At 67.7% G+C, this 26347-nt stretch carries 24 protein-coding genes; 15 read left to right on the top strand and 9 right to left on the bottom strand.

All coding sequences use genetic code 11. The features are described from left to right. Positions 1 to 27 precede the first annotated feature (27 nt). Positions 28 to 384 carry a cytosine permease gene (locus RHA1_RS08615; protein ID WP_011594706.1) on the bottom strand — a complete coding sequence of 119 codons (357 nt, stop codon included), beginning with the start codon at positions 382 to 384 and terminating at the stop codon, positions 28 to 30. Positions 385 to 529: 145 nt separating this feature from the next. Here RHA1_RS08615 and RHA1_RS08610 point away from each other — a divergent pair, with 145 nt between their 5' ends. Together RHA1_RS08610 and RHA1_RS08605 are read left to right on the top strand one after the other, a co-directional pair. Further along, positions 530 to 1273: a DUF429 domain-containing protein gene (locus RHA1_RS08610; protein ID WP_011594705.1), complete on the top strand. Its 744-nt coding sequence runs from the start codon at positions 530 to 532 to the stop codon at positions 1271 to 1273. A 112-nt stretch (positions 1274 to 1385) separates the two neighbouring features. Beyond that, positions 1386 to 1841, top strand: a complete 456-nt coding sequence (locus RHA1_RS08605; RefSeq protein WP_005254018.1) for a tellurite resistance TerB family protein — start codon at positions 1386 to 1388, stop codon at positions 1839 to 1841. Positions 1842 to 1883: 42 nt separating this feature from the next. On the opposite strand, the gene RHA1_RS08600 is transcribed toward RHA1_RS08605, so the two are convergent. Together RHA1_RS08600 and RHA1_RS08595 are read right to left on the bottom strand one after the other, a co-directional pair. Beyond that, on the bottom strand, positions 1884 to 5156 hold the full coding sequence (locus tag RHA1_RS08600) for an arabinosyltransferase domain-containing protein (RefSeq protein ID WP_041811262.1): 3273 nt from the start codon (positions 5154 to 5156) through the stop codon (positions 1884 to 1886). Between the two features lie 321 nt (positions 5157 to 5477). After that, positions 5478 to 6056 carry a DUF4232 domain-containing protein gene (locus RHA1_RS08595; RefSeq protein WP_011594702.1) on the bottom strand — a complete coding sequence of 193 codons (579 nt, stop codon included), beginning with the start codon at positions 6054 to 6056 and terminating at the stop codon, positions 5478 to 5480. A gap of 162 nt (positions 6057 to 6218) precedes the next feature. Here RHA1_RS08595 and RHA1_RS08590 point away from each other — a divergent pair, with 162 nt between their 5' ends. Together RHA1_RS08590 and RHA1_RS08585 are read left to right on the top strand one after the other, a co-directional pair. Next, positions 6219 to 7643 carry an aldehyde dehydrogenase family protein gene (locus RHA1_RS08590; RefSeq protein ID WP_011594701.1) on the top strand — a complete coding sequence of 475 codons (1425 nt, stop codon included), beginning with the start codon at positions 6219 to 6221 and terminating at the stop codon, positions 7641 to 7643. 161 nt (positions 7644 to 7804) lie between these two features. After that, a complete protein-coding gene (locus tag RHA1_RS08585) occupies positions 7805 to 8602 on the top strand; it encodes an SDR family NAD(P)-dependent oxidoreductase (RefSeq protein ID WP_011594700.1) in 798 nt (265 codons plus the stop codon). Here the strand turns inward: RHA1_RS08585 and RHA1_RS08580 are convergent. From RHA1_RS08580 to RHA1_RS08570, 3 genes are all read right to left on the bottom strand, one after another. Next, on the bottom strand, positions 8596 to 9978 hold the full coding sequence (locus RHA1_RS08580; protein ID WP_009474461.1) for a flavin monoamine oxidase family protein: 1383 nt from the start codon (positions 9976 to 9978) through the stop codon (positions 8596 to 8598). The two genes, RHA1_RS08585 and RHA1_RS08580, sit on opposite strands and share 7 nt — an antisense overlap. 179 nt (positions 9979 to 10157) lie before the next feature. Beyond that, complete coding sequence (locus tag RHA1_RS08575) at positions 10158 to 11228, bottom strand: LLM class flavin-dependent oxidoreductase (protein WP_011594699.1); 1071 nt, start codon at positions 11226 to 11228, stop codon at positions 10158 to 10160. A 1-nt stretch (position 11229) separates the two neighbouring features. Continuing rightward, entirely contained in the window at positions 11230 to 12528 is a 1299-nt protein-coding gene (locus RHA1_RS08570; RefSeq protein ID WP_011594698.1) for an O-acetylhomoserine aminocarboxypropyltransferase/cysteine synthase family protein, read from the bottom strand. 209 nt (positions 12529 to 12737) lie between these two features. Between RHA1_RS08570 and RHA1_RS08565 the strand changes: the two genes are divergently transcribed. The 8 genes from RHA1_RS08565 to RHA1_RS08530 all read left to right on the top strand — a co-directional run bounded on the left by RHA1_RS08565 (position 12738) and on the right by RHA1_RS08530 (position 21516). Continuing rightward, on the top strand, positions 12738 to 13436 hold the full coding sequence (locus RHA1_RS08565; protein ID WP_011594697.1) for an alpha/beta hydrolase: 699 nt from the start codon (positions 12738 to 12740) through the stop codon (positions 13434 to 13436). Positions 13437 to 13489: 53 nt separating this feature from the next. After that, positions 13490 to 14854: an aminotransferase class I/II-fold pyridoxal phosphate-dependent enzyme gene (locus RHA1_RS08560; RefSeq protein WP_011594696.1), complete on the top strand. Its 1365-nt coding sequence runs from the start codon at positions 13490 to 13492 to the stop codon at positions 14852 to 14854. A 150-nt stretch (positions 14855 to 15004) separates the two neighbouring features. Then, positions 15005 to 16396 (top strand): LLM class flavin-dependent oxidoreductase, encoded by a 1392-nt coding sequence (locus RHA1_RS08555; RefSeq protein ID WP_011594695.1) that lies wholly within the window; start codon positions 15005 to 15007, stop codon positions 16394 to 16396. A gap of 34 nt (positions 16397 to 16430) precedes the next feature. Continuing rightward, on the top strand, positions 16431 to 17954 hold the full coding sequence (locus RHA1_RS08550) for an ABC transporter substrate-binding protein (RefSeq protein WP_011594694.1): 1524 nt from the start codon (positions 16431 to 16433) through the stop codon (positions 17952 to 17954). Further along, on the top strand, positions 17951 to 18976 hold the full coding sequence (locus RHA1_RS08545) for an ABC transporter permease (RefSeq protein ID WP_011594693.1): 1026 nt from the start codon (positions 17951 to 17953) through the stop codon (positions 18974 to 18976). The genes RHA1_RS08550 and RHA1_RS08545 overlap by 4 nt, the downstream gene beginning before the upstream one ends. Positions 18977 to 18982: 6 nt before the next feature. After that, the gene (locus RHA1_RS08540; protein WP_011594692.1) at positions 18983 to 19840 is read left to right on the top strand and encodes an ABC transporter permease; all 858 of its coding nucleotides are present in this window, start codon (positions 18983 to 18985) and stop codon (positions 19838 to 19840) included. After that, positions 19830 to 20696: an ABC transporter ATP-binding protein gene (locus tag RHA1_RS08535; protein WP_011594691.1), complete on the top strand. Its 867-nt coding sequence runs from the start codon at positions 19830 to 19832 to the stop codon at positions 20694 to 20696. Before RHA1_RS08540 ends, RHA1_RS08535 begins: the two co-directional genes overlap by 11 nt. After that, complete coding sequence (locus RHA1_RS08530; protein ID WP_011594690.1) at positions 20689 to 21516, top strand: ABC transporter ATP-binding protein; 828 nt, start codon at positions 20689 to 20691, stop codon at positions 21514 to 21516. Before RHA1_RS08535 ends, RHA1_RS08530 begins: the two co-directional genes overlap by 8 nt. A 39-nt stretch (positions 21517 to 21555) precedes the next feature. Here the strand turns inward: RHA1_RS08530 and RHA1_RS08525 are convergent, their stop codons facing one another. From RHA1_RS08525 to RHA1_RS08515, 3 genes are read right to left on the bottom strand one after another with little or no spacing between them, the layout of a single operon-like run. Further along, positions 21556 to 22218 carry a methionine ABC transporter permease gene (locus RHA1_RS08525; RefSeq protein WP_005252476.1) on the bottom strand — a complete coding sequence of 221 codons (663 nt, stop codon included), beginning with the start codon at positions 22216 to 22218 and terminating at the stop codon, positions 21556 to 21558. After that, a complete protein-coding gene (locus RHA1_RS08520; protein ID WP_011594689.1) occupies positions 22215 to 23237 on the bottom strand; it encodes a methionine ABC transporter ATP-binding protein in 1023 nt (340 codons plus the stop codon). The genes RHA1_RS08525 and RHA1_RS08520 overlap by 4 nt, the downstream gene beginning before the upstream one ends. Further along, on the bottom strand, positions 23238 to 24110 hold the full coding sequence (locus RHA1_RS08515; RefSeq protein ID WP_011594688.1) for a MetQ/NlpA family ABC transporter substrate-binding protein: 873 nt from the start codon (positions 24108 to 24110) through the stop codon (positions 23238 to 23240). It lies immediately after the preceding gene. Between the two features lie 199 nt (positions 24111 to 24309). Here RHA1_RS08515 and RHA1_RS08510 point away from each other — a divergent pair, with 199 nt between their 5' ends. From RHA1_RS08510 to RHA1_RS08500, 3 genes are read left to right on the top strand one after another with little or no spacing between them, the layout of a single operon-like run. Further along, complete coding sequence (locus RHA1_RS08510) at positions 24310 to 24819, top strand: NADPH-dependent FMN reductase (RefSeq protein WP_029539406.1); 510 nt, start codon at positions 24310 to 24312, stop codon at positions 24817 to 24819. After that, positions 24816 to 25316 carry a flavin reductase family protein gene (locus tag RHA1_RS08505; protein WP_011594686.1) on the top strand — a complete coding sequence of 167 codons (501 nt, stop codon included), beginning with the start codon at positions 24816 to 24818 and terminating at the stop codon, positions 25314 to 25316. The genes RHA1_RS08510 and RHA1_RS08505 overlap by 4 nt, the downstream gene beginning before the upstream one ends. An 11-nt stretch (positions 25317 to 25327) precedes the next feature. Beyond that, positions 25328 to 26038, top strand: coding sequence for a GNAT family N-acetyltransferase (locus RHA1_RS08500; protein WP_011594685.1), 711 nt, complete (start codon positions 25328 to 25330; stop codon positions 26036 to 26038). Positions 26039 to 26347 lie beyond the last annotated feature (309 nt).

The raw sequence follows: 26347 nt of genomic DNA, 5'->3' as shown, positions 1-26347 counted from the left end.
GGGCTCGGGCGGTGCGGTGTTCGAGGACTACAGGCGCGCAGGCTCACGCGTCGCGGCGGACGTGCTCTTCGCTCCGGTCGAACCGCGCCGGGCCAGGAGCAGGTAGATGGGTCCGGTCACCACGAGTCCGGCCACCCAGGACAGGTCGGCGCCGCCGAGGAACGCGGACACCGGGCCCGTGTAGAGGGACGTGGCCAAGAACGGAATCTGGACGATGATGCCGAACAGACTGGGTCCGAGGGCGCCGGTCACGATCGGGAGCGGGGCGAGGTTGCCGCCGAACCACAGCGTGAACAGATCACGAACCTTGCCGTGGCGATCGGATTCCGGGACGAACCCGATGGTGTGCTTCTCCAGCATCGGGGCGACGTGGGTGTCGGGCATCAATGCTCCGAACGGCGCAGGTGCGCCACTTCTAGGTCGAGTCGTGCAGACCACAATGGCCGGAGGCCGTGTATCTGTACAGAACAACTAACTGATGCGTTGCATCACTTGTTCTGATTCAGCAGGTCGGGGCTAGCCTGGGCCGATGCGCACCGTGGGAGTCGACCTGGCTGCCGAGCCGAAGAAGACGGCCCTGGCGATCATCGACTGGTCCGACGGTGTCGCCCGCGTCGAGTCCGTCCGGCTGGGAGCCGGGAACGACGCCGTCACCGAGGCCGTGCTGGCCTGCGACAGGACCGGTATCGATGCACCGTTCGGCTGGCCCGACGCATTCGTCCGCATGGTGTCCGAGCATCACGCCGGCCGGCTGTCCGCAACCAACGGCCTCGCCAACCGCGAGGGGCGTCGACCGTTGACGAAGCGGCGCACCGACCTCGTGGTGCAGTCCGCGACGGGGATATCCCCGCTCAGTGTGTCGGCGGATCTCATTGCGCACGTCGCGTTGCGCTGCGCCGGAATTCTCGCGGAACTCGGCGACCTCGGCGTCGACGTCGGACGCGTCGACGGCCGCGTGGTCGAGGTGTATCCGGCGGCCGCGCTGCGCACCTGGGGGCTGGTGTCGCGGGGATACAAGAGCGCGCAGAACCGGGTGACGCTGGGGGAGTTGGTCGACACGCTCCTGGCGGCCGCGGACTGGTTGGAACTCGGTGCATTCCAGACGATCTGCCGCGAATCGGACGACGCCCTCGACGCGGTGCTGGCCGCCGTCATCGCGCGGGCCGCGGCCGTCGGCCGCACAGCACTACCCGGGGGCGACGACCGCGCCATCGCCGAGCGGGAGGGGTGGATCCACGTGCCGACGGGAGACCTGCAGGCGCTGCAGCCCTAGCGGCGGATTCCTGTGACTGCGCTGGTAGACCGACCGCGGCGACGCCCCCGGGCGAAACCTGGCAAATTGGACACCACACGCACCGTGCGTGGGCACACGAAGAAGGAGTCCAATGGCTTTCTGGGATCAGCTGAAGGCAAAGGCGTTCGAGATGAACGGCCAGCTCAAGACCAAGACGGCACAGTTCCAGAACAAGGAGTTCGCCAACGCCAGCATGGCCATGTGCGCCCTCATCGCCGCGGCGGACGGGACCATCGACCCGTCCGAGCGTCAGAAGACGGCGGCGCTGATCACCAGCAACGAGGCGCTGAGTGTGTTCCCGTCGGACGAGTTGAGTCAGAAGTTCGACTGGTACTGCAGCAAACTGCAGTCCGATTTCGAGTTCGGCAAGATCGAGGCCACCGCGACCATCGCGAAACTGAAGTCCAAGCAGGATCAGGCACGTGCCGTCATCCAGATCGGCATCGTCATCGGTGGCGCCGACGGCAACTTCGACCAGCACGAGCGAAACGTGGTGCGCGACGCCTGTTTCGCCGTCGGCATCGCCCCGGCGGAATTCGAACTCTGAGGTGATCGGTGACGCGCCCGGGGCGGGCGCGTCACCCGACGCTCAGTAGGCCGTGATGATCGGCGCCGGGTTCCACATGCCCGAACGCTGAATCCGGGTGGTGTCGATCTCCGCCGTCTTCGCGCCGGGGTCGAGCGGGGAGTACTGCTCCACTCCGCCCCAGTCACGGTCCCAGTCGTCGCGCAGATACGACGGTATGGTTCGGCTCGACCGGGTCATCTCGATCCAGCCCAGGGGGCCTCCGCCGTACCGGTCCTGCCACAGGCTCGTCATGATCGCGCCGGGACGGTCGGGAAGGATCCGGTACTCGGGCGCCTCCGCGACCCCGGTGCGGTGGTCGAACGGTCGCTGGCACGGAAAGGCAAGTCCCACAGCCCAGTCGATCATCACGGGTGCGTCGGATCCGATCACGTCGTTCAGTGTCTGCGTCCGCGGAACACGCGGCGGTGTCACCGCCAGCCACTGCTGCGGATCACTGTCCGAGTCCGACGCCACGAGTCGGATGACATTCGTATCGCCTGGCAGGGAATCGAGCGGGACGCGCAGATTCCGCCAGGACGGTGCCGGGCCGATGTCGATCGGCGTCACGCGTCCCGACACCGCGACCGCGCCGTCCGGCCCCGTCGTGCCGTATTCCACCTCGAGGTTCTGGCCGTAGGTGACGACGCCGTCCGCGTCGACGGAGTGGATGCGGCCCGCCGCGGCGATGGAGATGATGTCGCCCGCCCCGGCGTCCGAGTCGGGATTCGGCAACCGGAACCAGCCGGTGGTCAGTGACGCGTCGCCGTCGCTGCCGTCGCTGCCGAGGACCGGCGTGCGGTCGGGATCGAGGCCGAAGGGCAGGGCCACCGCGCTGCCGTTGACACCCACCACGCCGGCGCCGCCGCCGGTGCCCGCAGCGTTGCTCGACGCCGTCTGCTCGGTGTTGTCGGTCTTGACGGAGTTAGCGACCCCCGCATCCGACGATTCCTCGTCGGCACTGAGGTCGCCGGCGACGCCGTTCGGTGTGAAGCCGACAGTGCCGGTACCCGCCAGAGCGGTGGCGGCGTCGCCGGACAGCGGTTGCAGCAGCGACGCGTTCGGATCGGTTTCGAGCAGGACGTCGTTGGCGAGACCACATGGTGCGCCGGTGACGGCGTCGACGTTGGAACGGGCGAGGGAGAACGCGGGATACTGCGCGACCGCGCCCTTCGCCATCGACAGCACCTCGAACAGCACCATCGCGGCGGCCGCCACCGTCAGCGGCGGGATCGCCCACAACCGGCGTCGCCGCACGGAGTCGGTCCGGGTGTAGGGCTCGCGGAAGTAGCACCACGCCGCGACCAGCAGCATCACCAGCGTGGCGCCGAGCAGGATCGTGCCGGCACCCAGGCCGGCGATCGACACCGGCTTGTCCCACCACGGGACGCTGTAACTGGACACGTACCACCACCCATTGGTGCTGGTGAAACACATCGCCAGCAGGAACAGCAGGGCGGCCGCGAACAGGGCGCGGTTGCGTGGCGAGCGCACCACGGCGGTGCTCACCGCCACAGAGGCCAGGACGGCGAGCGACCCCGCGAGGCCCGCGTAGATGCCGAAGTGGTGCGTCCACTTGGTGGGCGTGAACATCATCAGCCCCATCGCGGCGAGCGTGATGCCGATGAGCCGCCGCGACGGTCCGGCCGCGGTCCCGGGAATCCGGCCACCCTTGCGGAGCATCACGAGAACCGTCACGGCCAGGCTCAGCACCATCACGAACACGCCGAACCGGCGCGACAGGGAACCGTCGACGGAGATGTTCAGCAGGTACTGGTAGCGGAGGTACTCGTCGAACCAGGGAACGTTGGGACCGATCGCATGAACGTGCTGCATCTCCATGACGGCGGCGAGGGTCTGGTCGGCGAACACCGCCACGAGGATCACGGTCCCCGAGGCGACGAGCGGCGCCAGCAAGGCGACGTATCCCACCGTCTTGGCCCGCGCGATCACGATCTGCAGGATCGGCCGGGCGCCCGCGACGAGGGCGCCGAAACAGATCAACCCGGACGGACCCGCGGTCAGCGTGGCCGCACCGACCAGGATCGCCACCGCGGCGGGCAGCAGTCGCCGGGTCGCGACGGCGCGTTCCACTGAGCACCAGGTGAGCAGCACGCCCACCGCGACGATCGGTTCGGGCCGCAGACCGTTGTTGTACGGGAGCCAGAACGCGAGGAACACCAATCCGCCGGTCCACAGCGCGAGCCGGTTGCCGCGGACCGCGGCGCCGAGTCGCGGCGCGACTTCACGGCTGATCACCAGCCACGCGACGATGCCGGCGAGCAGCGCGGGCAGACGCACGAACGGGCTCGCCGGGGTGATGTTCGCCAGCACCGCGAGGACGTCGTAGTACGGAGACCCGAACGGCGCCTCCGGGACGCCGTACCAGCGGAAGTAGTTGGCCATGTAGCCCGCGGACTCGGACGTGCGGGCCATGTTGAACTGATAGCCGTCGTCGGAGGTGGAGGCGCCGATGAAATGCCACAGCACCAGCGTGCCGATGACGACGGCGTCGACGACCCCGAACGACCACCAGCGGGTGGGCAGGAATCTTCGTGCCCGGCGTCCGTCCACGTTGTCGAGACGGTGCAGAGCCACCAGCGCCAGAATCGTCGCGAGCGCGCCCACCACCATGGCGGCGAACTTGAGGGTCGACGGCGTCGACGAGAAGCGGCTGTCTATCTCTGCCGTCACCTGCAGCCCGTCGGGCGCCGCACCGTCGAGGTCGCTGAAGATGCCCACCATCTGCGGGCGGAGGTCGCCGTCGACGACGGTCGGTGCGTCCTGGCCCGCCGCGACGACACCGGCGGTGGTCCGCGTGGAATCCGACGACACCACGAGCGTGCAGTCTGCGGGTAGCTGGTCCAGCGGCGACGACAGCAGCACCTTGTTCCGCAACAGCACCTCGACGCCGGCGGGACCGTCCGGGGTCGGGGGATTCACCTTGGCGACCAGTCCGTACTTCCCGGCGTCGGCGGCGCCTGCGGGGGCGGTGGAGGTCAGGATCCCGCCGCGGTCGGCGAGTTCGCCGACCGCCGAACAGGGGATCCGCACGTCGAGGCTCAGCGGCGCGTAGGTGACGAGCGGTGCTTCGACGCTTCCGGTGCTGCCGTTCTGCGGCCAGCTGAGGGTCGCGTTGTCCTGCTCGACCGGAAGGAACGGGAGCGACAAGGTGAGCAGCACTCCGAAGACGGAGGCGATGATCGCGAGAAGGCGGGTCGAGCGGACCGGCTGACCGAGGGGCGACGACTGGGGCGGGGTCTCGATCGGCGTCTCGTCCGAGTCGTCTCTGGACACATTCGCCGATTCCAGCCTGCTCTCAGTCACGAAGTCGGATAGTACCCATCCGCGACAATTGTTAGCGAAGGCAAGGAACAGGCCCGGTCGGAGGGCCGGCCGCCCCGGCGGATCACATGTGGAAGCGCTTCAGGATCCGCGACCGGCGCTCCGCTCGGTGAGGAGATGGTGGTGGTGCCGCGGACCGCGGCGGTGCCGAACTTCGGAATGCACTTCGCGAATGATCTCGAACATGCCTCCGCCCTCCTTCTGCGCGAGCCGGTAGCACGACGGTAGGTCGGCGACAGGGTGAGCCGATTCACCCTGGGCGGGTGAACCAGGTCACCCGGTCACGGGCTGCACCGACAGCTGCTTCACGCCGTTCTGCGAACAGCCGGTGGTGGCGTAGGGGACGAACACCGAACCGGTGTCGTCGGGTGGGTACACCCGGAATCCCGCGACCGGAGTGGGCTCACACGTCTCGGCCGGATAGTTCTGCACCACCGTGGCACGCACCGCTGCGGTGGCCCGCGAGCCCGGAGCGACCGTCACCGGAGTGTCGGTTCCGCCGTCCCGCTCGGCCGCGGCACCCACCTGCGGACCGTCCGGGGACGCGACGTACGAGACCCCGGGGTAGCCGTGGAGGACACAGCTGCGGGCGCCGGTGTTGGTGAAGACGAGCGGGATCTCCTGAGATCCCGCGGCCCCGCTCGCCCGTCCGAGCGTCACCTGCAATTCGCCGATCAGGCAGCGGTCGGGATGCGGTGCGGTCGTCACGGTCGGTGCGGACCTCGTGACGGTGATGTCACGCGAGGGTTCGGCGGTCCCCGTCTCGTCCGTCGAGCCACACGCCGAGGCGGTGAGCACGGCGGTGATTCCGAGTACGCCGAGAAGGGCGCGTGCCGGTGACTGCGTGCGCATCCGATCGCTCCTCCTCTTGATGTGCTGCCGTAGTCGATGGTCCGCGATCGGTGGCATCCCGGTATGTGATTCGGGGAGATCGCATTCGCCCCTCGCCGGAGGAGTCCGGTCGTAGGCTGCGGGGCGCAGGGGATCCGCGACACATTCACTGGAGGCTGACCGATGAGCGAAGTTCTGGACCGGACCAAGATCTACATCGACGGATCCTGGATCGATTCGCAGGGAACGGGCCGGATCGACGTGGTGAATCCGGCCACCGAAGATGTCATCGCGGTGGTCGCCGAGGGCACCGCCGACGACGTCGATCGCGCCGCGAAGGCCGCGCGAGCAGCCTTCCCCGCATGGTCCGCGCTCAGCGGCAAGGAACGTGGCGAGTACCTCCGGAAGGCGGCTGCCCTGATCCAGGAGCGCCTCGACGACTTCACCGCCCTGGTGTCCCGCGACATGGGCATGCCGCTCGGATTTGCGAAGCCCGTCCAGATCGGCATGCCGCTCGCGAACCTCGCCGCCTTCGCGGAACTGGCCGCCACCTACGACTTCGACGCCCACGAGGTGGGCAACTCCCTGATCGTGCGCGAGCCGATCGGTGTCGTCGGTGCGATCACTCCGTGGAACTTCCCGCTCCACCAGGTGGTGCTCAAGGTCGGCGGTGCTCTGGCCGCGGGATGCACCGTGGTGCTCAAGCCGACCGAGGTGGCGCCGCTCGCCACCTACGCACTCGCCGACATCTTCGACGAAATCGGTTTGCCGGCAGGCGTGTTCAACCTCGTCAGCGGATTCGGGCCCGTCGTGGGCGAGGCGATCGCCGGCCATCCCGAGGTGGACATGGTCTCGTTCACCGGTTCCACCCGCGCGGGCAAGAGGGTCGCCGTGGTCGCGGCCGAGACGGTGAAGAAGGTGGCACTCGAACTCGGCGGCAAGTCGGCCAACGTCATCCTCGACGACGCCGACCTGACGAAGGCTGTCACCGACGGAGTGGCCAAGTGTTTCCTCAACTCCGGTCAGACCTGCTCGGCGCTGACCCGGATGCTGGTCCCCGCGGGCAAGGTGGACGAGGCTGCCGCCATCGCGGCGAAGGTCGCGCAGAACTACTCCGTCGGCGATCCGACGGCCGCCACCTCGGTGCTGGGGCCGCTGGTGAACTCGAACCAGCTGAAGCGAGTGCGCGGCTACATCGAACAGGGCATCTCGGAAGGCGCGCACGCCGTTCTCGACGGCCGGGAGACCGGCCAGGAATCCGGCTACTTCGTCGGCCCCACCGTATTCTCCGGTGTCACCGAGGACATGACCATCGCCAAGGAGGAGATCTTCGGTCCCGTCCTGTCGATCATCGGGTACCAGGACGAGGACGACGCCGTGCGGATCGCCAACGCAACCGAATACGGGCTCGCCGCCGGCGTCTGGTCCGGTGACCAGGACCGCGCCGACCGCGTGGCGCGGCAGCTGCGCGCAGGCCAGGTCGAGGTGAACGGCGGCGCGTTCAACACCAACGCCCCGTTCGGCGGGTACAAGCAGTCGGGCATCGGCCGCGAGGCCGGCGTCCTCGGCTTCGAGGAGTTCCTCGAGATCAAGTCGATCCAGCGGTAGGCGGCTTCGCCGCCCGTGCGTGGTTGACGAGTCTCTGGACTCTTTAACCACGCACGGGTGCGGAGCGCAATTGGCCTCACGCTGAACCGAATCCGTGACTCCCGACCGTCGCGGTCCTACCCTCGAACCGAGGGGTGGACAGCGGAGATGAGGAGAACAACATGGATCTCGGTCTGGGCGGCAAGCGGGCCGTCGTCACCGGCGGCAGCCGCGGAATCGGTCTCGCGATCGCGCGTAGCCTCGCGGCGGAGGGCGTCGACGTGGTGCTCGCGGCCAGGGGCGTCGAGGCGCTGGAATTGGCGGCGAAGACGCTGTCGCAGGAGACCGGGCGGCGTGTGATCGGGGTGCCCACCGACACCGGCGACGACGATTCGGTGCGCGCCCTCGTGCAGCGGACGGTGGACGAACTCGGTGGCGTCGACATTCTCGTGAACGCCGCGGCCACACCGTGGAGTGTGGGCAAGCCGAGCGACTTCGCGTCCACCACCGACGACGTGGTGCGCGCCGAACTCGAGATCAAGGTGCTCGGCTATCTGCGGACCGCCCGCGCGGTGGCACCGCACCTCGTGGAACAGGGGTGGGGGCGGATCATCAATATCAGCGGGCTCGGTGCACGCCAGGCCAATTCCATCGCGCAAACCGTGCGGAACGTCGGGGTGTCGGCGCTGACGAAGAACCTCGCCGACGAACTCGGACCGCACGGAATCAACGTGACGGTGGTGCATCCGGGCCTGACCCGGACGGAACGACTCGTCGACCGGTTGGCCAAGCAGTCCGAGGACGAAGGTGTACCGGTCGCCGAGTTGGAGTCGCGGCTGGCCACCAACTCGATCCACCGGCTGATCGACGCGAGCGAGGTCGCGGACGTCGTCACGTTCCTGGCGTCACCGCGCAGTGTCGGGATCACCGGCGACGCGGTGGCCGTCGGCGGTGGTGCTCCGGGCGCCGTCTACTACTGAGACCGGGTGGGTGACAGCACGCCGTCGTGTTCGGTGACTTCGCGGGCGGCGCGCTCCCCGGACCTGATGGCCCCGTCGACCCAGCCGCACATCACGGACGAACTCTCCGTGCCGGCCCAGTGAATGCGACCGCAGGGGGTGCGGAGGGCGTGCCCGAATTGGGTGAGCACTCCCGTCGGCGCATGACTGAGCATGCCGCCGCCGGAGTACCGCTCGACGCTCCAGTTCTGCTCGATGTAGTCGACGGGGGAGGCTGCCTTATTTCCGAACCTCGCGGTCAACTCCGCGAGCACGGCCTTCCTCCGTTCCGCTTCCGGCAGCGTCCCCAGCTTGCGGGCGATCGGTCCCTCGACGATGACGCACAGAACGCCGGGACGTCCCGTGTCGGTACTGGCGTCGATGGTGATCGTCGCGGGGGAGTCGGGTGCCGCCGACTGCCCCGACAGTCCGGCGGCGCGCCAGAAGGGTTCGTCGTAGAGGACGGCGATTTTCATGACCGCACCGCTCGGCATTCGCTGGTGCAGGAAGGACCGATCCATCGGCAGCAGCGGTTCGTAGACGATCTGGCTCGCGATCGCGAGGGGTACCGCGACGATCGCCCTCCGGGCGCGCACGGCCAGATCCGCGGAGCGGACGGTCACGCCGTCGCCGTCCTGTGCGATGTCCCGGACGGGTTGTGACAGATGGAGCGCGTCGCCGATCTCGACTGCCATCGGACGATAGACGGCGCCCATTCCGCCGACCGGCCGCGCGTCCTCGGCGGCGTCCTTCACACCGAGGACGAAACTCGGACCGCCGCCGGATGCCATCTGGTACAGGACGAACAGCATCGACACTTCGGACGCCGCGGAGGTGTAGCAGCCGGCGATGGCGGTCTCGAGAAGGTCGTGGGCGGGTGTGGACAGCGTGTTGTCGCCGAGCCATTTGGCGAGGCTGATCGAGTCCCACTTCGCTGCCTTCTTCGCCTCCCACGGCGCCTCGAGCGGGATCGTCTTACACATCTCGCCGAGTTCGACGAACACGGCCCCGAGATTCGCGGCCGCCCAGGGACTCATCGTCAGGGGAATCGTGCCCTTGTACCGGTACTGCTTGCCGTCGACGACCATCATCGCCTCGCCGTCGGTGTACTGCTTGTAACTCTTGACGCCGAATTCGTCCATCATGGCGTAGATCCGGTCCTGTCCCGGCCCGATCCACGCACCGCCCCGATCTATCCACGAACCATCTTCGCGGACCTCGGTGAACGTTCGCCCGCCGATCCGGTCACGCGCCTCCACGAGCGCGACCGATTGTCCGGCCTGTTTCAGACGCAGTGCCGCCGTCAGTCCGGCGAATCCAGCGCCTACGACGCAATAGTCGACCTCGATGTCTGCCATGACAAATCCCCTCGCGCTGCGCGCCCGGCCCTCGTGCGGCCGTATGTAACGGGTGCGCCGCCATTGGTCCTGGGGGTGTGAATTCCTCTCTCCGGGAATGAAATCGCCGCGCACAGAACATATTCATCCTTACTCGCGGCGAGTGGTCCGGTCAAGGGCGTCCCGCCCGTGAGTACTTGTTAACCGCCCGTGGTTGACAAGTACTCACGGGCGGGGACGAGCGGGAAGACCTGCTCGGCGATGCGCTCGAGTTCCTCGTGCGCGGGAGAGCACTGGATGAGCAGCAGGGTGAGACCGGCGTCCTGGTAGGCGCGGATCTTCTCGGCGACCTGTTCCGGTGTGCCGACGAGGTCGGGTCGCAGTCCACGGGTGCCGACGGAGTACTCGCGCTTGGACAGCTCGACGTCGAGTTCGGAGTTCTTCACGAACTCCTCGAACGACGCGTACCCGGGCGAGTGCGGATCGACGGTGGTGATGCGTGCGAGTTCGGCGCGGGCCTCGGCTTCGGTGTCGCGCACGATGATGTACGTGGACATGCCGAATTCGGCCATGTCCCGCTGGTGGATTCGCTGGGACCGTGCGTTCATGTCCGCGATCTTCGTGCGCACCTCCTCGACGGTGCCGCCGTGCAGCACGTACGAGTCGGCGAAGGTCGCGATCGAATCGCGGCCGCTCTCGCTCTCCCCGCCCGCGAAGACCGGGGGATGGACGCCGGGCTTCGGCGACAGGATCGAGTCGCGCACGCTGAAGTGCTCACCCTCGTAGGTGAACGGGGTGTGTTCCCAGAGCCCACGGAGAACGTCGACGAATTCGGTGGCCTGCCGGTACCGGTCGTCGTGCCGGGTGAAGGCGCCGCCGTACTGCCGGGCTTCCTCCTCCCACCACGCGGCGACGACGTTGAGCGCGAACCGTGCCGCACCGGCCTCGGTTGTTCCGGCGATGTCGGTGATCGTCGCCGATTCCTTCGCGGTGACCGCCGGCAGGTGGAATCCGGGTCGCACCGCCGTCATCACCCGGAGTTGTTCGGTGACTGCGAGGATCGCCGACGACAGCGACCACGCCTCGAGGCTGGGCGCGTCGACGCCCTTGCGGTCGTTGAGATAGAGCTCCGGCACGAGGGTGGTGTGGTACCCGAGACGATCGGCGAGCTGTGAGAGCTTCTTGACGTAGTCCCAGGTGGCGGGCATCCCTTCGTCGCCGAGGTTGCGCAGGAAGCCACCGTAGATGGGCGTCCAGTAGCCGAAGTGCATGTCATTCCTCCGTGATGGCGTCGAGCGAAGCACGCAGATCGTCGACGAGGTCTTCCAGGTTTTCCAGTCCGATCGACAATCGGACGGTGCGGTCCCCGAATCCGGCGTCACGGAGTTGCGTGTCGCCGAGATGGCTGTGCGTGGTGGTGGCGGGGTGTACTACCAGCGAACGGGCGTCGCCGATGTTGGCGACGATGGCGAACAGTTGCAGCGAGTCGATGAACTTCGCCACCTTCGAGTCGTCGACGGCGAGATCGAACGAGAAGACCGAGCCGGCGCCGCGCGGCAGGTACCGCTGGGCTGCAGCGTGCCACCGGTTGTCCGGCAGTCCGGGGTAGTTGACCTTCGCGACCGCGGGATGACCGTCGAGGAATCGTGCGATAGCCAGCGCCGAACCGACCTGCCGTTCCAGCCGCAGGTCCAGCGTCTCCAGCCCCTGAAGCAGCTGGAACGAATTGAACGGGGACAGTGCGGGACCGAGATCGTGGACGATCTTCGTCTTCGCGTAGACCAGGTAGGCGCTCCGTTCGCGGCCGAACTCCTCCCACAGCACGAGGTCACCGATGCGCGGGTAGGGCTCGGTGAACTGGGTCCACCGCTGCGGTTCCGCGCCGAAGTCGAACGTCCCGAGGTCCACGATCACACCACCCAGCGAACTGCCGTGCCCACCGATGAACTTGGTGGCCGAGTACACGGTGATGTCGGCTCCGAAGTCCTTCGGGCGGAGCAGATACGGGGTGGCGATCGTGTTGTCGACGATCAGCGGGACCCCCGCCTGGTGCGCGATGTCGGCCACGGCCCGGACGTCGAGCACGGAGGCGACGGGGTTGCCGATCGTCTCGGCGAAGAAGGCCCGGGTCTCGGGACGCGCGGCCGCACGCCAGGCGTCGAGGTCGTCCTGATCGACGAGCGTGACCTCGATCCCGAAGTCCGCGAAGGTGTCGCTGAGGAGATCGACGGTTCCCCCGTACAGCTGCCGCGCCGCGACGATGTGCTGTCCGGACTTGGCGAGCGTGAGGAGGGCGACCGCGACAGCGGACTGCCCGGATCCCGTGGCCAGGGCGGCGACTCCGTCGTCGAGATCGGCGAGGCGCTGCTCGAACACGGCCTGGGTGGGATTGCCGGTGCGGCTGTACAGGTTTCCCTTCCGGCGGAGGGAGAAGATGTCCCGTGCCTGTTCGAAGCTGCCGAAATCGTAGGCAACCGATTGGTAGATCGGGGGGATCGCGGTGTTCTGCGGCGTTCCGGGTTGATAGCCGGTGCGGACCTGCCGGGTCGCGAACCCTGTGGTCTCGGGCATCGGTGTGCCTGTCCCTTCGTCGATACTTCTGGATGAATGGCAGAGCGGGTGAATGGCAGAGCAAAACGAATATGTTCGGAACAAAACACGAAGCGCGGCGAGAAGGCACGCGTTTTGTTCTGCTCGAGCATTAGTCTTGTTCGACCTCGCGCGTGTGGGTCAGGGTGACGCAGTCAATCCTGCGAACAACCCCCCGAATGAGGTAATCAGTGGACATCGACTGGCTGGAACCCGAAGCGACTGCGCGTGGCTCGGTGATCGTCGTCGCCGGCCGCGGTGAGCATGCTCACGTGTACCGCCGGTTCGCCCGCCGGATCGCCTTCGATGGTTACCGTGTCGCGGTGGTGGAGAACGATCCCGCGGCGACTGCTCGGGTGATCGCCGATGCCGAGACCGGTCTTCCTGTCACCGTCGTCGGGTCGGACAGTGGCGCCCTGACCGCCCTCGACCTGGCCGCGACGCATCCGGCCGTGTCCGGTGTGGTGGCCGCCGGTCTTCTCGTGGCGGGCGCCGACGCCTTCACCGGAGAGTGGGACGGCGAACTCGAGATCCGTTCCGCGTGTCCCGTGCATCGAGGGGTCCTGTCGTCGGCCGACGCTCTCGAGCGGGGAACGCTCGGTGCGGAAACGCCGGTTGCCACGGCCGATTCGCTGACCCACGTGCAGGTTCCCGTCCTCGTCGTGCACGGAGGCGCCGACGTACTGAGCCCGGCAGCGGACGTCCTGGCCGTCACGTCCGCGTTGCCCGACGCCCGGGTCGTCGTCGTTCACGAGGGGCTGCACGACATCCTCAACGACGTGTCCCACCGGTCGGTCGCCGCCGAGATCGTGCAGTTCCTCGAGCGTCTCCGCCTGCCGGGGACGCCCGACATCATCCTCCGCGAACCGGCCGGCGCTCTCGCGCAGTGACCCGGACTCGCGGGGCGCGGGGGCGGTAGTGGTTGTAAATCGAAGGGGTGTGGATGTCAGCGGTGCTGGAGTCGGAGACGATTGCTCCGGAGTGGTTGCTCGAACGGATCGACGGCCGCACCGCGGAACTGGCCGATGCCGTCGCCGACCTCATCAGGTCGGGTGAGCTCAGCCCCGGCGATCGACTGCCGACCGTCCGCGCACTCGCGAAATCGACCGATCTCAGTGTCGGTGCGATCGTCAACGCGTGGGGCCGGCTGCAGGAACAAGGTTTCGTGCAGACCCGCCGCCGCGGCGGCACCGTCGTTCTTCCGCCGCTCGACAGCGTGCCCGAGCGGGGCATCCCCGACTGGCGTGGCGTCGACCTGGCGCAGAATGCACCGGACCTGGCGCTGCAGCCGTCCCTGTCCGACGCTTTGTTGTCCAGTCTGGATGCCGAGACGCTGAATGTGTTCGGCCGGGAACTGATGACCGAGCGGTTGAGGAATGCAGTGGCTCCGGCTTGGCCGTTCGAACCGGAGGCCTGGGCCACGGCGGGCGGCGGCACCGAGGCGCTGTTGCTGGCCGTGGAGGCGGCGGCACCGCCCGGTTCGATGGTGGCCGTCGACGAGCCGCTGGGGCCGGGCGTTCTCGACACGCTCCGCGACCTGGGGCTGGATGCGGTCGGGGTCGGCGCCGACCGCGACGGCCCCCGGCCGGACGCTCTCGACGCGGCCCTCACCGCCGGTGCGGTGGCCTTCGTGTTCCAGCCCGGTGCGCCGTTCGCCGTCGACCATGCGGTCAGCGCGCGGCGCACGAGTGAACTCGCCGAGGTGTTGCGGCGGCATCCGGCGGTGTGGGTCGTCGAGGACGACTCGATCGGACCGCTCGAACCACAGCAGCCTCCCTCTCTGGGATCGGTACTGCCGCAGCGTGTCGTCCGGATCCGCAGCTACTGCAAGGCATATGGGATCGATGTGCGGACCTCCGTTCTCGGCGGGTCCCGCGAACTGATCGAGAAGGCCATGAAGGTGCGCAGCCACGGAGTCGGCTCGAACAGCCGGATCCTGCAGAACACCCTCGCCCATCTGATCGGCAGCGCCGATGCCGAGCAGGCGGTCACGGCGGCGCACGAGCGCTACGCCGCCAGACGCACGTCGCTGCTGGGGGCGCTGACCGACCGTGGCATCGAGGCTTACGCGGGCCCGCACAGTCTGGTCGTGTGGGTCGCAGTGTCGGACGAGACCGCGGCCCTCGTCGCGTTGGCGCGGCAGGGCATCTCGGTGGGGGCCGGATCCCGCTCGTTCGTGCGGGCGCCCGCTCGTCAACTCCTGCGCCTGTCGGCCACCCAGTTGCCGGACGACCCGGACCTGATCGGGCAACTCGCCGACGTCGTCGCGGTGGCCGTCGCGGAGTCGTCGCGTGAGTTCTTCGACTGATCGGACTTTGTTCGACAGCCCTGCGGCACATACGAAATATGTTTTGAAACATCGAGAATTTAATACTCTGCACGCGTCTGTTTGCTCCATACACTTCAACGCGGCGTGCCGAGGCAGGTGCCTGACGGCGAACGACGAAGGAGCGAGAACATGACGAGACGGCAACTGAAACTGGGAGCTGTCCTCACCCCCACGGGTGGGCCCGGGCACCCGTACACTTGGCTGGACCCGGAGATTCCCGCCGACGCGAGCGTCGACATCGACTGGTACATCCGGTACGCGCGGTTGGCCGAGCAGGCGCGGTTCGATCTCGTGTTCATCGTCGACAGCCAGTTCATCACCCCCGACTCGCCCCCGCACTACCTGAACCGGCTCGAGCCGCTGACGCTGCTGTCGGCGCTCGCGGTGGCCACCGAACACATCGGGCTCGTCGGCACACTGACCACGTCGTTCAACCAGCCGTTCAACCTCGCGCGACGGTTCGCGTCCCTCGATCTGATCAGCCGCGGCCGTGCCGGCTGGAACGTGGTCACCAGTGGCGACTCGGGTACCGCCGGAAACTACGGCCTCGAGGAGCATTACGACTACGCCACCCGCTACGGCCGGGCCCTCGAACACGTCGAGGTCGTCAAGGCTCTGTGGGACTCCTACGAGGACGACGCGTTCCCGCGCGACCGGGAGGCCCGCCGCTTCCTCGACGCGGACAAACTGCACACCCTCGACCACCGGGGTGAGCACTTCTCGGTGGTGGGCCCGCTCAACATCGAACGCTCCCGGCAGGGGCAGCCGGTGATCTTCCAAGCCGGTGACTCCGATCAGGGCCGCGACCTCGGGGCGCGGATCGCCGACGGGATCTTCACGCACGCGCCGAGTTTCGAGGCGGGAGCGGCGTTCTACGCCGACATCAAGACCCGCGCCGCGGCCAACGGGCGCGCTCCCGAGGACATCGTGATCCTGCCGGGAGTCACCGTCACCGTGGGCGACACCGATGCCGATGCCCGCGAGATCGAACGCGCAACCCAGCTGGCGGACAACGACTTCGGAAAGTCGCTCCGGGAACTGGGCCGGCCCTTCGGCTGGCACGACTTCCGGCAGTACGACCTCGACGCGCCGTTCCCCGCCGAGGCACTGCAGCACGCCGAGCGCAGCTTCTACACGCAGGCGAAGAAGATCGCCGACCTCGCCGCCGACCGCGGGCTGACACTGCGGCAGACGGTCGAGGCGCTCAGCGCACCGAAGACGTCGCCGTTCACGGGCAGCGCCGAGACCGTCGCGAACGAACTGCAACGCTGGCTGGACGGCCATGCCCTCGACGGCATCAACATCCACATCGGCCACCCGGCGCAGTTCCAGCGCTTCGTGGACGAGGTGCTGCCGATCCTGCGCGAGCGTGGCGTCGTCCGGGAGGACTACGAGCAGAACACGTTGCGCGGCAACCTCGGTCTGCCCTTCGCGGAGAACCGCTACACCCGCGCGCGGCGTGAGGGAATCGACCCCGCCCCGCTGCCCGGCACCACCGCATCGCTGTCCGCGAGCGTCTGAATCACTACCCCCTTTGCATGGTCAGGAGCACCCAGTGAGCAAGAAGAGCCGGCGGATCGTCGGCGCCGTAATACTCGGAGTGATCGTCGGGCTCGTCGCCACCGCGTGCGGCGGCGGCAGCAGCTCGGACGGCGCCGAGGTCAAGTGGGCGTTCAGCCTCCCCACCTCCTGGGATCCGGTGACGAGCCGGACAGGAAACGACATCAACACGATCAGCCTCGCGTACGCGTCGCTGACCCGGCTCGACGCCGAGGGCAACGTGGAGCCGTCGCTCGCCGAGAGCTGGAAGTACAACGCCGACGGCACCGCCGTGACCTTCACCCTGCGTGACGGTCTGACGTTCTCCGACGGGACCACCCTCGACGCCCAGGCGGTGAAGGCGTTCTTCGACCGCGGCAAGATCCAGGACGACTCGTTCCTCCGCGATCAGCTCGCCGGCGTCACCGAGGTCACGGCCGACAGCGCCACCGACGTCACACTGCACCTGGCCGACGCCGACTACCAGATCCCCTACCTGGTCGCCGGGCGTACCGGGGCCATCGCCAGCCCGACCGCGGCCGCCGACCCGCAGAAGCTCAGTGTGTGGCCCGTCGGTGCCGGTCCCTTCACGATCACCGACTTCGTCGCCGAGGACCACGCGTACTTCGAGAAGAACCCGAACTACTGGGACGCCGACAACATCCACATCGACCACTTCGAACTCAGCGTCGCCCCGGACCCGGCCACACTCGTCGCCGGTGTCCAGTCCGGCTCCATCGACTTCGCGACGCTACCGGCCCTGCAGTCCAAGGAAGCCGAGGCCGCCGGTCTCGATGTCACCGTGAAGCCGTCGCTGGCCGCGAACGACGTCTCCATCAACCTCAACAAGGCCCCGTTCGACAATCCGAAGGTCGTCGAGGCGTTCCGTTACGCATTCGACCGCCAGGCCTTCGTCGACGTCATCACGAACGGGTTGGGCAGCACGACGAGCCAGCCGTTCCCCGACGGGTACCTCGCGTTCAATCCCGAGATCGAAAAGCTCTGGAACTACGACCCCGACAAGGCATCTCGTCTCCTCACCGAGGCGGGATACGGACCCGGACAGTTGTCGATCGAGATCACCGCGCAGTCGGCGGCCACCAACCGGGCAGAGCTGGTGCAGTCGCAGCTGAAGAAGATCGGCGTCGAGTCCACCATCAAGGTGGTGCCGCCGGGATCGTCGACGTGGCAGAGCGAGGTCTACATCGCGAAGAACCCGCAGCTGGCGACGGACGGCACCATCGGGCGTGAATCCCCGGTGCAGAACCTGCTCGCCGTCTACGGTCCGGAAGGCATCATGAACCTCAGCGGCCCGCACGCGTCGCCGGAGTTCACCGCCGCGCTCGACGCCGTCCGTCGCACGCCCCTCGAGGACCCGGAGTACAAGCCGCGGCTGTGGCAGGCCGTCAAGGTCGGTGTCGAGCAGTCGCCGACGAACTACATCTTCAGCAATCCGTGGATCATCGTGTCCAACCCGGACCTGAAGAACCTGAACATCCTGCCGTCCCAGGTGCGGTGGGAAGGCGTCACGGTCTCGTGACCACCGCAGACGTCCAGGCCGCCGGCACCGGGAGAACATTCGCTCTCCCGGTGCCGGAGGGTGCGCTCGGCACGGCGCTGCGGGTCGTGCTGAGCACCGTGCTGATCGTGGTCCCGGTCTTCCTGTTCTCCACCCTGATCACCTTCCTGCTCGGGGCGGCCAGCGGGCTGAATCCGGCCGCCGGGATCGCCGGCGACGCCGCGACCCCGGAGACGATCGCCCGCATCAACGCCGAGTTCGGGCTGGACAAGCCGGTCTGGCAGCAGTACGTCGACTGGATGTCGAGCATGCTGAGCGGAGACCTCGGGGTCTCGTGGTTCAGCAAGATCCCGGTCAGCGAGTTGATCGGTGAGCGGTTCGCCGTCAGCGCGTCGATCGCCGGTGTTGCTCTGGTCATCGGACTCGTCCTCGGCGTCGGACTCGGGGTGCTCGCCGCCGTCTACAAGGGCAGCCTGCTCGACCGGCTGGTCACCGCCTACACGTCGGTGGCCTCGACGCTGCCGCCGTTCGTCATCTCGATCGGACTGATCCTCGTCCTCAGCGTCGGGTTGCGCTGGCTGCCGTCGGCCGGGTACGTCCCGCCGGACGAGGACTTCGGCCGCTGGCTGTCGCTGATCATCATGCCCGCGATCGCGTTGAGTATGGACGTCGTCGCCGACATCGCGCGACAACTCCGCACCGGATTGGTCGCGGAGCTGGACCAGAACTACGTCACCGGCGCGGTGGTCCGGGGCATCGGTCCGGCCCGGATCCTGTTCGTGCACACACTGCGCAACGGCAGCGGTCCCGCGCTGTCCATCCTGGGTATGAAGATCCCCACGCTCATCGGCGGCGCCGTCGTGATGGAGACCATGTTCTCCATGCCCGGCTTCGGTCGCCTCGCCGCCGACTCCGCGCTGCGCGGAGACGTTCCCATCGTCCAGGGAACGCTCGTCGTGGCGATCGTGTTCGTGCTGTTCTGCAACATCGTCGTCAACATCGCCCAGAGCGCGTTGCAGCCGGCAACCAAGCGGAGAGACTGAAATCCCATGCTCACAGCAATCCTGCGCTATCACTCCGCTCGCGCCGCGGTGGTCGTTCTCGGGCTGATCGTGTTGCTCGCGGTCTTCGGGCCCGCCCTCGCGCCGTTCGACCCGCTCGAGCAGGACACGTCGGCAATCCTGCAGGGCCCGAGCGGAACTCACTGGCTCGGGACGGACAACGTCGGACGGGACGTGTTCAGCCGGCTGCTGGCGGGTTCGACCGTGTCGGTGCTGTCCGCAGTGCAGTGCGTCGTGGTCGGATTCCTGCTCGGCGTCATCCCGGGCTTCCTGTCGGTGTACCTCGGGCGCGGCGTGGAATGGTTCACCCTCCGCTTGATGGATGCGCTCATCACGCTGCCGTTCCTCGTGTTCGCCGTCGCGATGACCGCGCTGCTCGGAAACGGGCTCGCGCAGGCGATGTTCGCGGTCGGCATCCTCATCGCCCCCGCGTTCTACCGGGTCACCCGTGCCGCGGCGCTGACGGTGGCGAACTCCCAGTACGTCGAGGCCGCCGAACTGATGGGGGCCGACACGTCCTGGATCATCCGTCGCCACGCAGTGCGTAAGGTGCTGCCGGCGGTGGGGGTGACGTTCGCGGCGATGACCGGAGCCAGCCTCGTCATCGTGTCTTCGCTGACGTTCCTCGGGATCGGCGTCGTTCCGCCGGACCCGACCTGGGGCGGACTCCTCGCCAGCGGATTGCAGTACCTCTACCAGGTTCCGTTCGGCCCGGTCGTGCCCGCCCTGTTGATCGTGGCCACCGTATGGGCACTCAACGCCATCGCCGACGCGGTGCGGGATGCGACCGGCCGACCCCAACGACGCGCCCGCAGGAAACAGGAGGTCACCTCGGATGTCCACTGACACACTGGATGCCACGTCGGTACCCGCAACCACGCGTCCCGGCACGCCGGTGCTCACCGTGAGTGATCTGCGCATCGCACTCGACGATGGACCCGAACTGGTCCACGGCGTCGACTTCTCCCTCGCGCGCGGCGAAGCCCTCGGGATCGTCGGCGAATCGGGCAGCGGTAAGTCGCTGACCTGCCGGGCCATCCTCGGAATCCTGCCCGGCGGAATCGGCGTCACCGCAGGCTCGATCGATTTCGACGGCATCGAACTCACCGACCTCGGTCGCAAACACTGGCGGCCGCTGCGGGGTACCCGCATCTCGGCGGTGTTCCAAGACCCGGCGTCCTATCTGAACCCGTCCATCCGGGTCGGTGAACAACTGGCCGAGGCACTCCGGTCGACCCTCGGGCTGTCGCGCGCGGACGCCCGGCGGCGCGGCGTCGAACTGTTACGGAAGATGGGGCTGAACGACGCCGACACCGTGTACCGCCAATACCCGCACGAACTGTCCGGGGGAATGCTCCAGCGGGTGCTCATCGCGATCGCGGTGTCCGCGGAACCGGAACTCCTGATAGCGGACGAGGCGACCACTGCCCTGGACGTCACCGTTCAGGCCGAGGTGCTCGACCTCCTCGAGGACCTGCGTGACGAACTGGGCCTCGCCCTCGTCCTCGTCTCCCACGACCTCGCCGTGGTGGCTCAGGTCTGCGACAGCGTGATCGTGATGCGGAACGGCGCCGTCGTCGAGTCCGGGCGTGCGGAGGACCTGCTCACGGCGCCGCGGCACGAGTACACCCGCCAACTCGTCGAGAACCATCGGGAGTCCGGGCTCGAGTCGATCACCGGAAAGGAGGCGGCTCGTGTCTGAGTCGTTGCTGCGCATGACCGCCGTCCGGGTGGAGCGCGGGGCCCGCGGGGCCCGCAAGCAGATCCTGCACGGCGTCGACCTGACCATCGATGCCGGTGAGAAGGTGGGACTCATCGGTGAAAGCGGCTCCGGGAAAACGACACTGGCCCGCACGATTCTCGGTCTGATCACTCCCACGTCCGGAACGATCGAGATCCGCGGGCAGCGCGTCGACGACCTGTCCACGGCGCACCGCAGGGCGCACCGCCGCACGGGGACCGTGCAATACGTGTTCCAGGATCCGCTGCTGAGCCTCGATCCGGACGTTCCGGTGGGCGAGTCGATCGCCGAGGGACTGCTCGTGCGGGGCGGACTCGACCGCGGCGTCGTGCAATCGCGGGTGGCAGCGGTACTGAGCAGTGTCGGACTCGACGCCGACATCGCGGCGCGGATTCCCGCCGACCTGTCGGGTGGGCAGCGCCAGCGGATCGCGATCGCGAGGGCCCTCGTCCTCGATCCGGCGCTGTTGCTGCTCGACGAACCGGTCAGCGCCCTCGACTCGGTCAACCGCATCCAGATCCTGAAGCTGCTCACCGAACTCGGGCACTCGCGGCAACTCGCTCAGCTGTTCATCTCGCACGACCTCGGGGCGGTCGCGGCGCTGGTCGACCGGATCGTCGTGCTGTACCGCGGCAACATCGTCGAGGACGGCCCCACGCACCAGGTGATCTCCGATCCCCAGCACCCCTACACCGCGCTCCTCGTCGGATCTGCTCCCACGTTGAGCGGTGGCGCGGTGACGCGGGAACGTCGCCGCGAACTGAGGCTCCGCCTCCCGTGAGTACTTGTTAACCGCCCGCGGTTGACAAGTACTCACGGGTCAGCGGCGCAGCGCCTTTCGCGCCAGCCAGTTGCCGAAGAACTGGGAGGCCTGGACGAGCAGGATGATGACGAGGGTGGCGACGAGAGTCACCTGCCAGTTGAATCGCTGATAACCGTAGACGATGGCGAAGTCGCCGAGCCCGCCGCCGCCGATCGTCCCCGCCATCGCGGACATGTCGACGATGCCGATGAGAACGAACGTATAGCCGAGGATCAACGGGCCCAGGGCTTCCGGGATCAGCAGGGTGACGATGATCCGCAGGGGTCCCGCGCCCATCGCGCGGGCAGCCTCGATCACGCCGGGGTCGACGGTCACCAGATTCTGTTCCACGATGCGTGCGATGGCGAACGACGACGCGATGATCATCACGAAGATCGCGGCCTCGGTTCCGATGGTCCGGCCCACCACGGCGAGGGTCACGGGACCCAGTGCGGCGAGCAGGATGATGAACGGAATCGGCCGGACGATGTTCACCAGGATGTTCAGCACCGTGTAGGCGGCCGTGTTCTGGAGAATCCCGCCCTTCCGCGTGGCGTACAGCAGCGTGCCCACCACGAGCCCGATCAGCCCGCCGACCACCAGAGTGATCACCACCATGTAGATGGTGGTGCCGATGGATTCGAACAGTACGGGGCGCAGCTTGTCCCAGTTCGTGGTCATGCCTGTACTTCCTCGACGTCGGTGACGGTCCGCAACCGGCGGATCACGTCGTCGACGCCGTCGTCCGGACCGACGAGTTCGAGTGTGAGACTGCCGAACGAGCGGTCCTGCAGGGTGGTGATGCCGCCGTAGACGATCTCGAACCGGACGCCGTGCCCGCCCGCGTCGGAGAGGACGTCGCCGATCCGGCTGCCGTCCCGCACGTCGGCGGTGACGATCCGGCCACCGAAACGCGACCGCAGCCGTTCCAGGTCGGCGGGCTCCGGGCGGTTGCGCAGGATCGTGCTCACGAAGCTCTTCGACGCCGGCGCCTGGGGTTCGGAGAAGACGTCGAACACCGTGCCCAGTTCCACGACGCGACCCTCCGCAAGCACGGCGACACGATCCGCGACGGCCCGGACGACGTCCATCTCGTGCGTGATCACCACGATGGTGACCCCGAGTTCCCGGTTCACCTTGCGGAGCAGGCGGAGTACGTCCTGTGTGGTCTCCGGGTCCAGGGCGCTGGTGGACTCGTCGGCGAGCAGCAGGTCCGGCGACGTCGCGAGCGCGCGGGCGATCCCGACACGCTGCTTCTGTCCGCCGGACAGCTGGTCGGGGTAGGCCCGCGCCTTGTCGGAGAGGCCCACGAACTCGAGGAGTTCGGCGACGCGCTCGCGGCGCTTCTGTCGTGGCCAGCCGGCCACGACGAGGGGGTAGGCGACGTTCCCGGCGACGGTCCGCGAGCGGAACAGGTTGAACTGCTGGAAGATCATTCCGATCTTCGCGCGCACGTGCCGGAGTTTCGATTCCGACAGCGCGGTGATGTCGACGTCGTCGACGACGACGCGCCCACTCGTCGGGCGTTCCAGGCCGTTGATCAGCCGAACCAGCGTGCTCTTCCCGGCCCCCGAGTAGCCGATGACCCCGAAGATCTCACCCCTCTCGATGGTGAGATCCACGGCGTCGACAGCGGTGAGCGTCTTCTTTCCCGAAGAGAAGGTTTTCGTGACGGATTCGAATCGGACGATCGGTGTCATCTACTTGGCCGAACGGATTCCCTCTTCGACCCGCGACAGGATCTGCTGCAGTTGGGCGCCGTCGCGTTCCACCTCGACGGACGTTCCCTTCGACTCCTCGCGCACGGCGGCCTGGATCTCGGGGTCGTGCCAGATCTTCACGAGTTCGAGGTACGTCGCGTTGTCCTTGTCCTCGGCGCGGGTGACGAACGTGTTGATGTACGGCTCGGCGGCCGGGCTGGACGGGTCGTCCTTGTAGAGAGCCGATTGGGGGTCGATGCCCGAACGCTCGAGGAACGTGTTGTTGACGATCGCGCCGTCGACGGATGCGAGCGACAGCGCCGTCTGGGCGGCGTCGACCGGGGTCACCTTCACCTTGGACGCAGCCGTGTCGATGTCGGCGGGAGTGGGGGACGGGTTGTCGCCGGTCAGCGCGAGCAGGCCGGCGCCCTTCAGCACGAACAGGGCACGAGCCTGGTTGCTGGGGTCGTTGGGGATCGCGATCTCGCCGCCCTGCGGAATGTCGGCGAGGCTCTGGTGCTTCTGCGAGTACAGGCCGAGCGGCACGATCTGGGTGGCGCCGATCGGGGTGAGGTCGTCGTCCGCGCCGGTGTTGTACTCGCCGAGGAACTGCAGGTGCTGGAAGAGATTGGCGTCGATCTGCCCCTGCGACAGGGCGATGTTCGGCTGCGAGTAGTCGGAGAAGTTCACGACGTCGAGCGTGATACCCGCGTCCTTCGCCTTGTCCTCGAAGATCTCCCACGAGCGGTCACTGGCCTCGGTGGTTCCGATCCGGACCGTGTCGCCGTCGGCGCTCCCGGATCCACCGGAGCACGCTGTCAGTGCCGCCAGGAGTGGAACGGCGGCAAGGGCGAGAGAACGGCTGAACTTCACGGAAAATCCCCACGATCGATCGGATGACCACGGAGTGTGGCCACTGGCAATGTAGCGCCTCCGGGAGTTGCGCGGAATGGTTTGGATCGCCGTGATTCGAAGGGTCGTGTCGCGACTTCCGTTCCTGCCCTGCAGTATTCGACCGGAACCACCGAGTGCTCTAGGGTGGCGGGGTAGACACGCGAGAGGTGATGAAGCAATGAAGGTAACGGTAGTGGCGGGCAATCCCAAGCCCGGTTCACGGACGCTGGACGCAGCCGGTCTGGTCGCGACCGCGGTCACGGGTGCCGCCGCGGATTCCACGGTCGACGTGATCGAACTCGGTGCGGGTCTGCTCGGATGGGGTGACGACAAGGTCGCGGCGGCCGTGGAGACGGTGGCGTCGTCGGACCTCGTCGTGTTCGCCAGCCCGACGTTCAAGGCGTCGTACACCGGCGTGCTGAAGCTGTTCCTCGACCAGTTCGCGACCGGAGACGGCCTGAAGGACGTCGTGGTGGTGCCGCTGATGCTCGGGGCCGGGCCTGCGCACGCCATGGCGCCGGACCTGCTGCTCAAGCCGGTGCTCGTCGAACTCGGCGCAACGGCCCCCGCTCCCGGTTTGTACCTCATCGACACCACCTACACGACCGACACGCGCATCGCCGACTACGCCGAGCGGTGGGGTTCGATCCTCACCGCGGCGGCCCGGACCCGGACGGAACTCTCATGACGCAGGCAGACGGCACACTGGACAAGACTTCGCTCCGGGAGGCGTTCGGACATTTCCCGAGCGGCGTCGTCGCCGTCTGCGCCGAAGTCGACGGTGAGCGCGTCGGGATGGCGGCGAGCACGTTCGTGCCCGTGTCGCTGGAGCCGCCGCTGGTCGCGTTCTGCGTGCAGAACATGTCCACCACGTGGCCGAAACTCGAGCGCCTCGCCCACGTCGGGATCAGCGTGCTCGGTGAGGCGCACGACGCCGCCGCCCGTGTGCTGGCCGCGAAGACCGGCGACCGGTTCGCGGGCCTCGACACCGAAACCACCGACGGCGGAGCGCTGTTCATCGGCGGAGCGTCGGTGTGGTTGGACACCACCGTCACCCAGCAGGTGCCCGCGGGAGATCACGCGATCGTGGTCCTGCGGATCAACGAACTGAGGGTGCAGTCGGAGATCGAGCCGATCGTGTTCCACCGCAGCCGGTTCCGCTGGTTGCGCACCGTCGCGTCCTGACACGGGGTGAGATGACCACTGAACTGACGGCGCCGGCCGATACGGACGTTCATCCCCTGGACGACGCCATCCGTGAATCCCTGCGCGGTAAGCACGCGCATTTCGCCAAATGGTCCGGCAGGGTGGCGCGGTACCACCCGGACGTCGCGCCGCACATCGGTCATCCGGCGACATTGGTGGACGAGGACTGGGCGGATCTCGCGGCACTGCTCGGGCCGTCGGCGACGGCCGCGCTACGCGGATTCGGGCACACCCCGCCTCAGGGCTGGGAGGTCGTGGACTCGTTCGGCCTGGTGCAGATGGACGGCACCGCACTGGACGTCGCACCGGACCCGGATGCCGACGTTCTCGGCGCGTCGGATGTCCCCGAGATCCTGGACCTGATCGGCCGCACCCGGCCCGGACCGTATCTTCCGCGGACCATCGAGATGGGGACGTATCTCGGTTTTCGTGTCGACGGCCAACTGGTGGCCATGGCGGGCGAGCGGTTGCATCCACCCGGGTGGACGGAGATCAGCGCGGTCTGCACCGACGAGCGTTTCCGGGGACGCGGATTCGGTGCCCGGCTGGTGCGCGCCGTCGGAGCAGGGATCCGCGCCCGCGGGGAAAGACCGTTCCTGCACGCCGCGCAGGCGAACACGACGGCGATCCGCCTGTACGAAAGCCTCGGCTTCACCCTGCGCCGGCAGTCCGCGCTCACCGTCGTCCGGACGCCGGCGTAGGCCGATCCGGCGCCCGCCGTGACACCGGTCGGGCAAAATCGCAGGTATGAAGTACGTGCTACTGATCTGCGACGACGAGTCGGTATCGCCGACGAACGAGGAGCTCGAGGCGGATCCGGTGCATCAGGCTCCCAACTGTTGACGGAATATCTCATACTTCCTCATTCGTCCTGTTGCCATCGGATCGTGCGCATCGGCGAGGCGGCGGCATACCTGAACATGTCGGTGGTGGGGGTCCGGAAGGCCGCGTCGGAGGGCAGGTTACTTTCTCGGCGTACAGGTTCGGTCAGCGAGTCTTCGATCGGGAGG

The organism is Rhodococcus jostii RHA1 (assembly GCF_000014565.1).
Taxonomy (GTDB): domain Bacteria; phylum Actinomycetota; class Actinomycetes; order Mycobacteriales; family Mycobacteriaceae; genus Rhodococcus_F; species Rhodococcus_F jostii_A.
Note: the sequence above shows the minus strand (reverse complement) of the source record. Positions and strands in the feature narration are given on the sequence as shown.

Coding starts and splice junctions, on each gene's coding strand:
- RHA1_RS08540 (WP_011594692.1), top strand. CDS start 18,983: ATGCTCACAGCAATCCTGCGCTATCACTCCGCTCGCGCCGCGGTGGTC.
- RHA1_RS08610 (WP_011594705.1), top strand. CDS start 530: ATGCGCACCGTGGGAGTCGACCTGGCTGCCGAGCCGAAGAAGACGGCC.
- RHA1_RS08525 (WP_005252476.1), bottom strand. CDS start 22,218: ATGACCACGAACTGGGACAAGCTGCGCCCCGTACTGTTCGAATCCATC.
- RHA1_RS08585 (WP_011594700.1), top strand. CDS start 7,805: ATGGATCTCGGTCTGGGCGGCAAGCGGGCCGTCGTCACCGGCGGCAGC.
- RHA1_RS08580 (WP_009474461.1), bottom strand. CDS start 9,978: ATGGCAGACATCGAGGTCGACTATTGCGTCGTAGGCGCTGGATTCGCC.
- RHA1_RS08510 (WP_029539406.1), top strand. CDS start 24,310: ATGAAGGTAACGGTAGTGGCGGGCAATCCCAAGCCCGGTTCACGGACG.
- RHA1_RS08505 (WP_011594686.1), top strand. CDS start 24,816: ATGACGCAGGCAGACGGCACACTGGACAAGACTTCGCTCCGGGAGGCG.
- RHA1_RS08535 (WP_011594691.1), top strand. CDS start 19,830: ATGTCCACTGACACACTGGATGCCACGTCGGTACCCGCAACCACGCGT.
- RHA1_RS08595 (WP_011594702.1), bottom strand. CDS start 6,056: ATGCGCACGCAGTCACCGGCACGCGCCCTTCTCGGCGTACTCGGAATC.
- RHA1_RS08555 (WP_011594695.1), top strand. CDS start 15,005: ATGACGAGACGGCAACTGAAACTGGGAGCTGTCCTCACCCCCACGGGT.
- RHA1_RS08575 (WP_011594699.1), bottom strand. CDS start 11,228: ATGCACTTCGGCTACTGGACGCCCATCTACGGTGGCTTCCTGCGCAAC.
- RHA1_RS08590 (WP_011594701.1), top strand. CDS start 6,219: ATGAGCGAAGTTCTGGACCGGACCAAGATCTACATCGACGGATCCTGG.
- RHA1_RS08605 (WP_005254018.1), top strand. CDS start 1,386: ATGGCTTTCTGGGATCAGCTGAAGGCAAAGGCGTTCGAGATGAACGGC.
- RHA1_RS08560 (WP_011594696.1), top strand. CDS start 13,490: ATGTCAGCGGTGCTGGAGTCGGAGACGATTGCTCCGGAGTGGTTGCTC.
- RHA1_RS08615 (WP_011594706.1), bottom strand. CDS start 384: ATGCCCGACACCCACGTCGCCCCGATGCTGGAGAAGCACACCATCGGG.
- RHA1_RS08570 (WP_011594698.1), bottom strand. CDS start 12,528: ATGCCCGAGACCACAGGGTTCGCGACCCGGCAGGTCCGCACCGGCTAT.
- RHA1_RS08500 (WP_011594685.1), top strand. CDS start 25,328: ATGACCACTGAACTGACGGCGCCGGCCGATACGGACGTTCATCCCCTG.
- RHA1_RS08520 (WP_011594689.1), bottom strand. CDS start 23,237: ATGACACCGATCGTCCGATTCGAATCCGTCACGAAAACCTTCTCTTCG.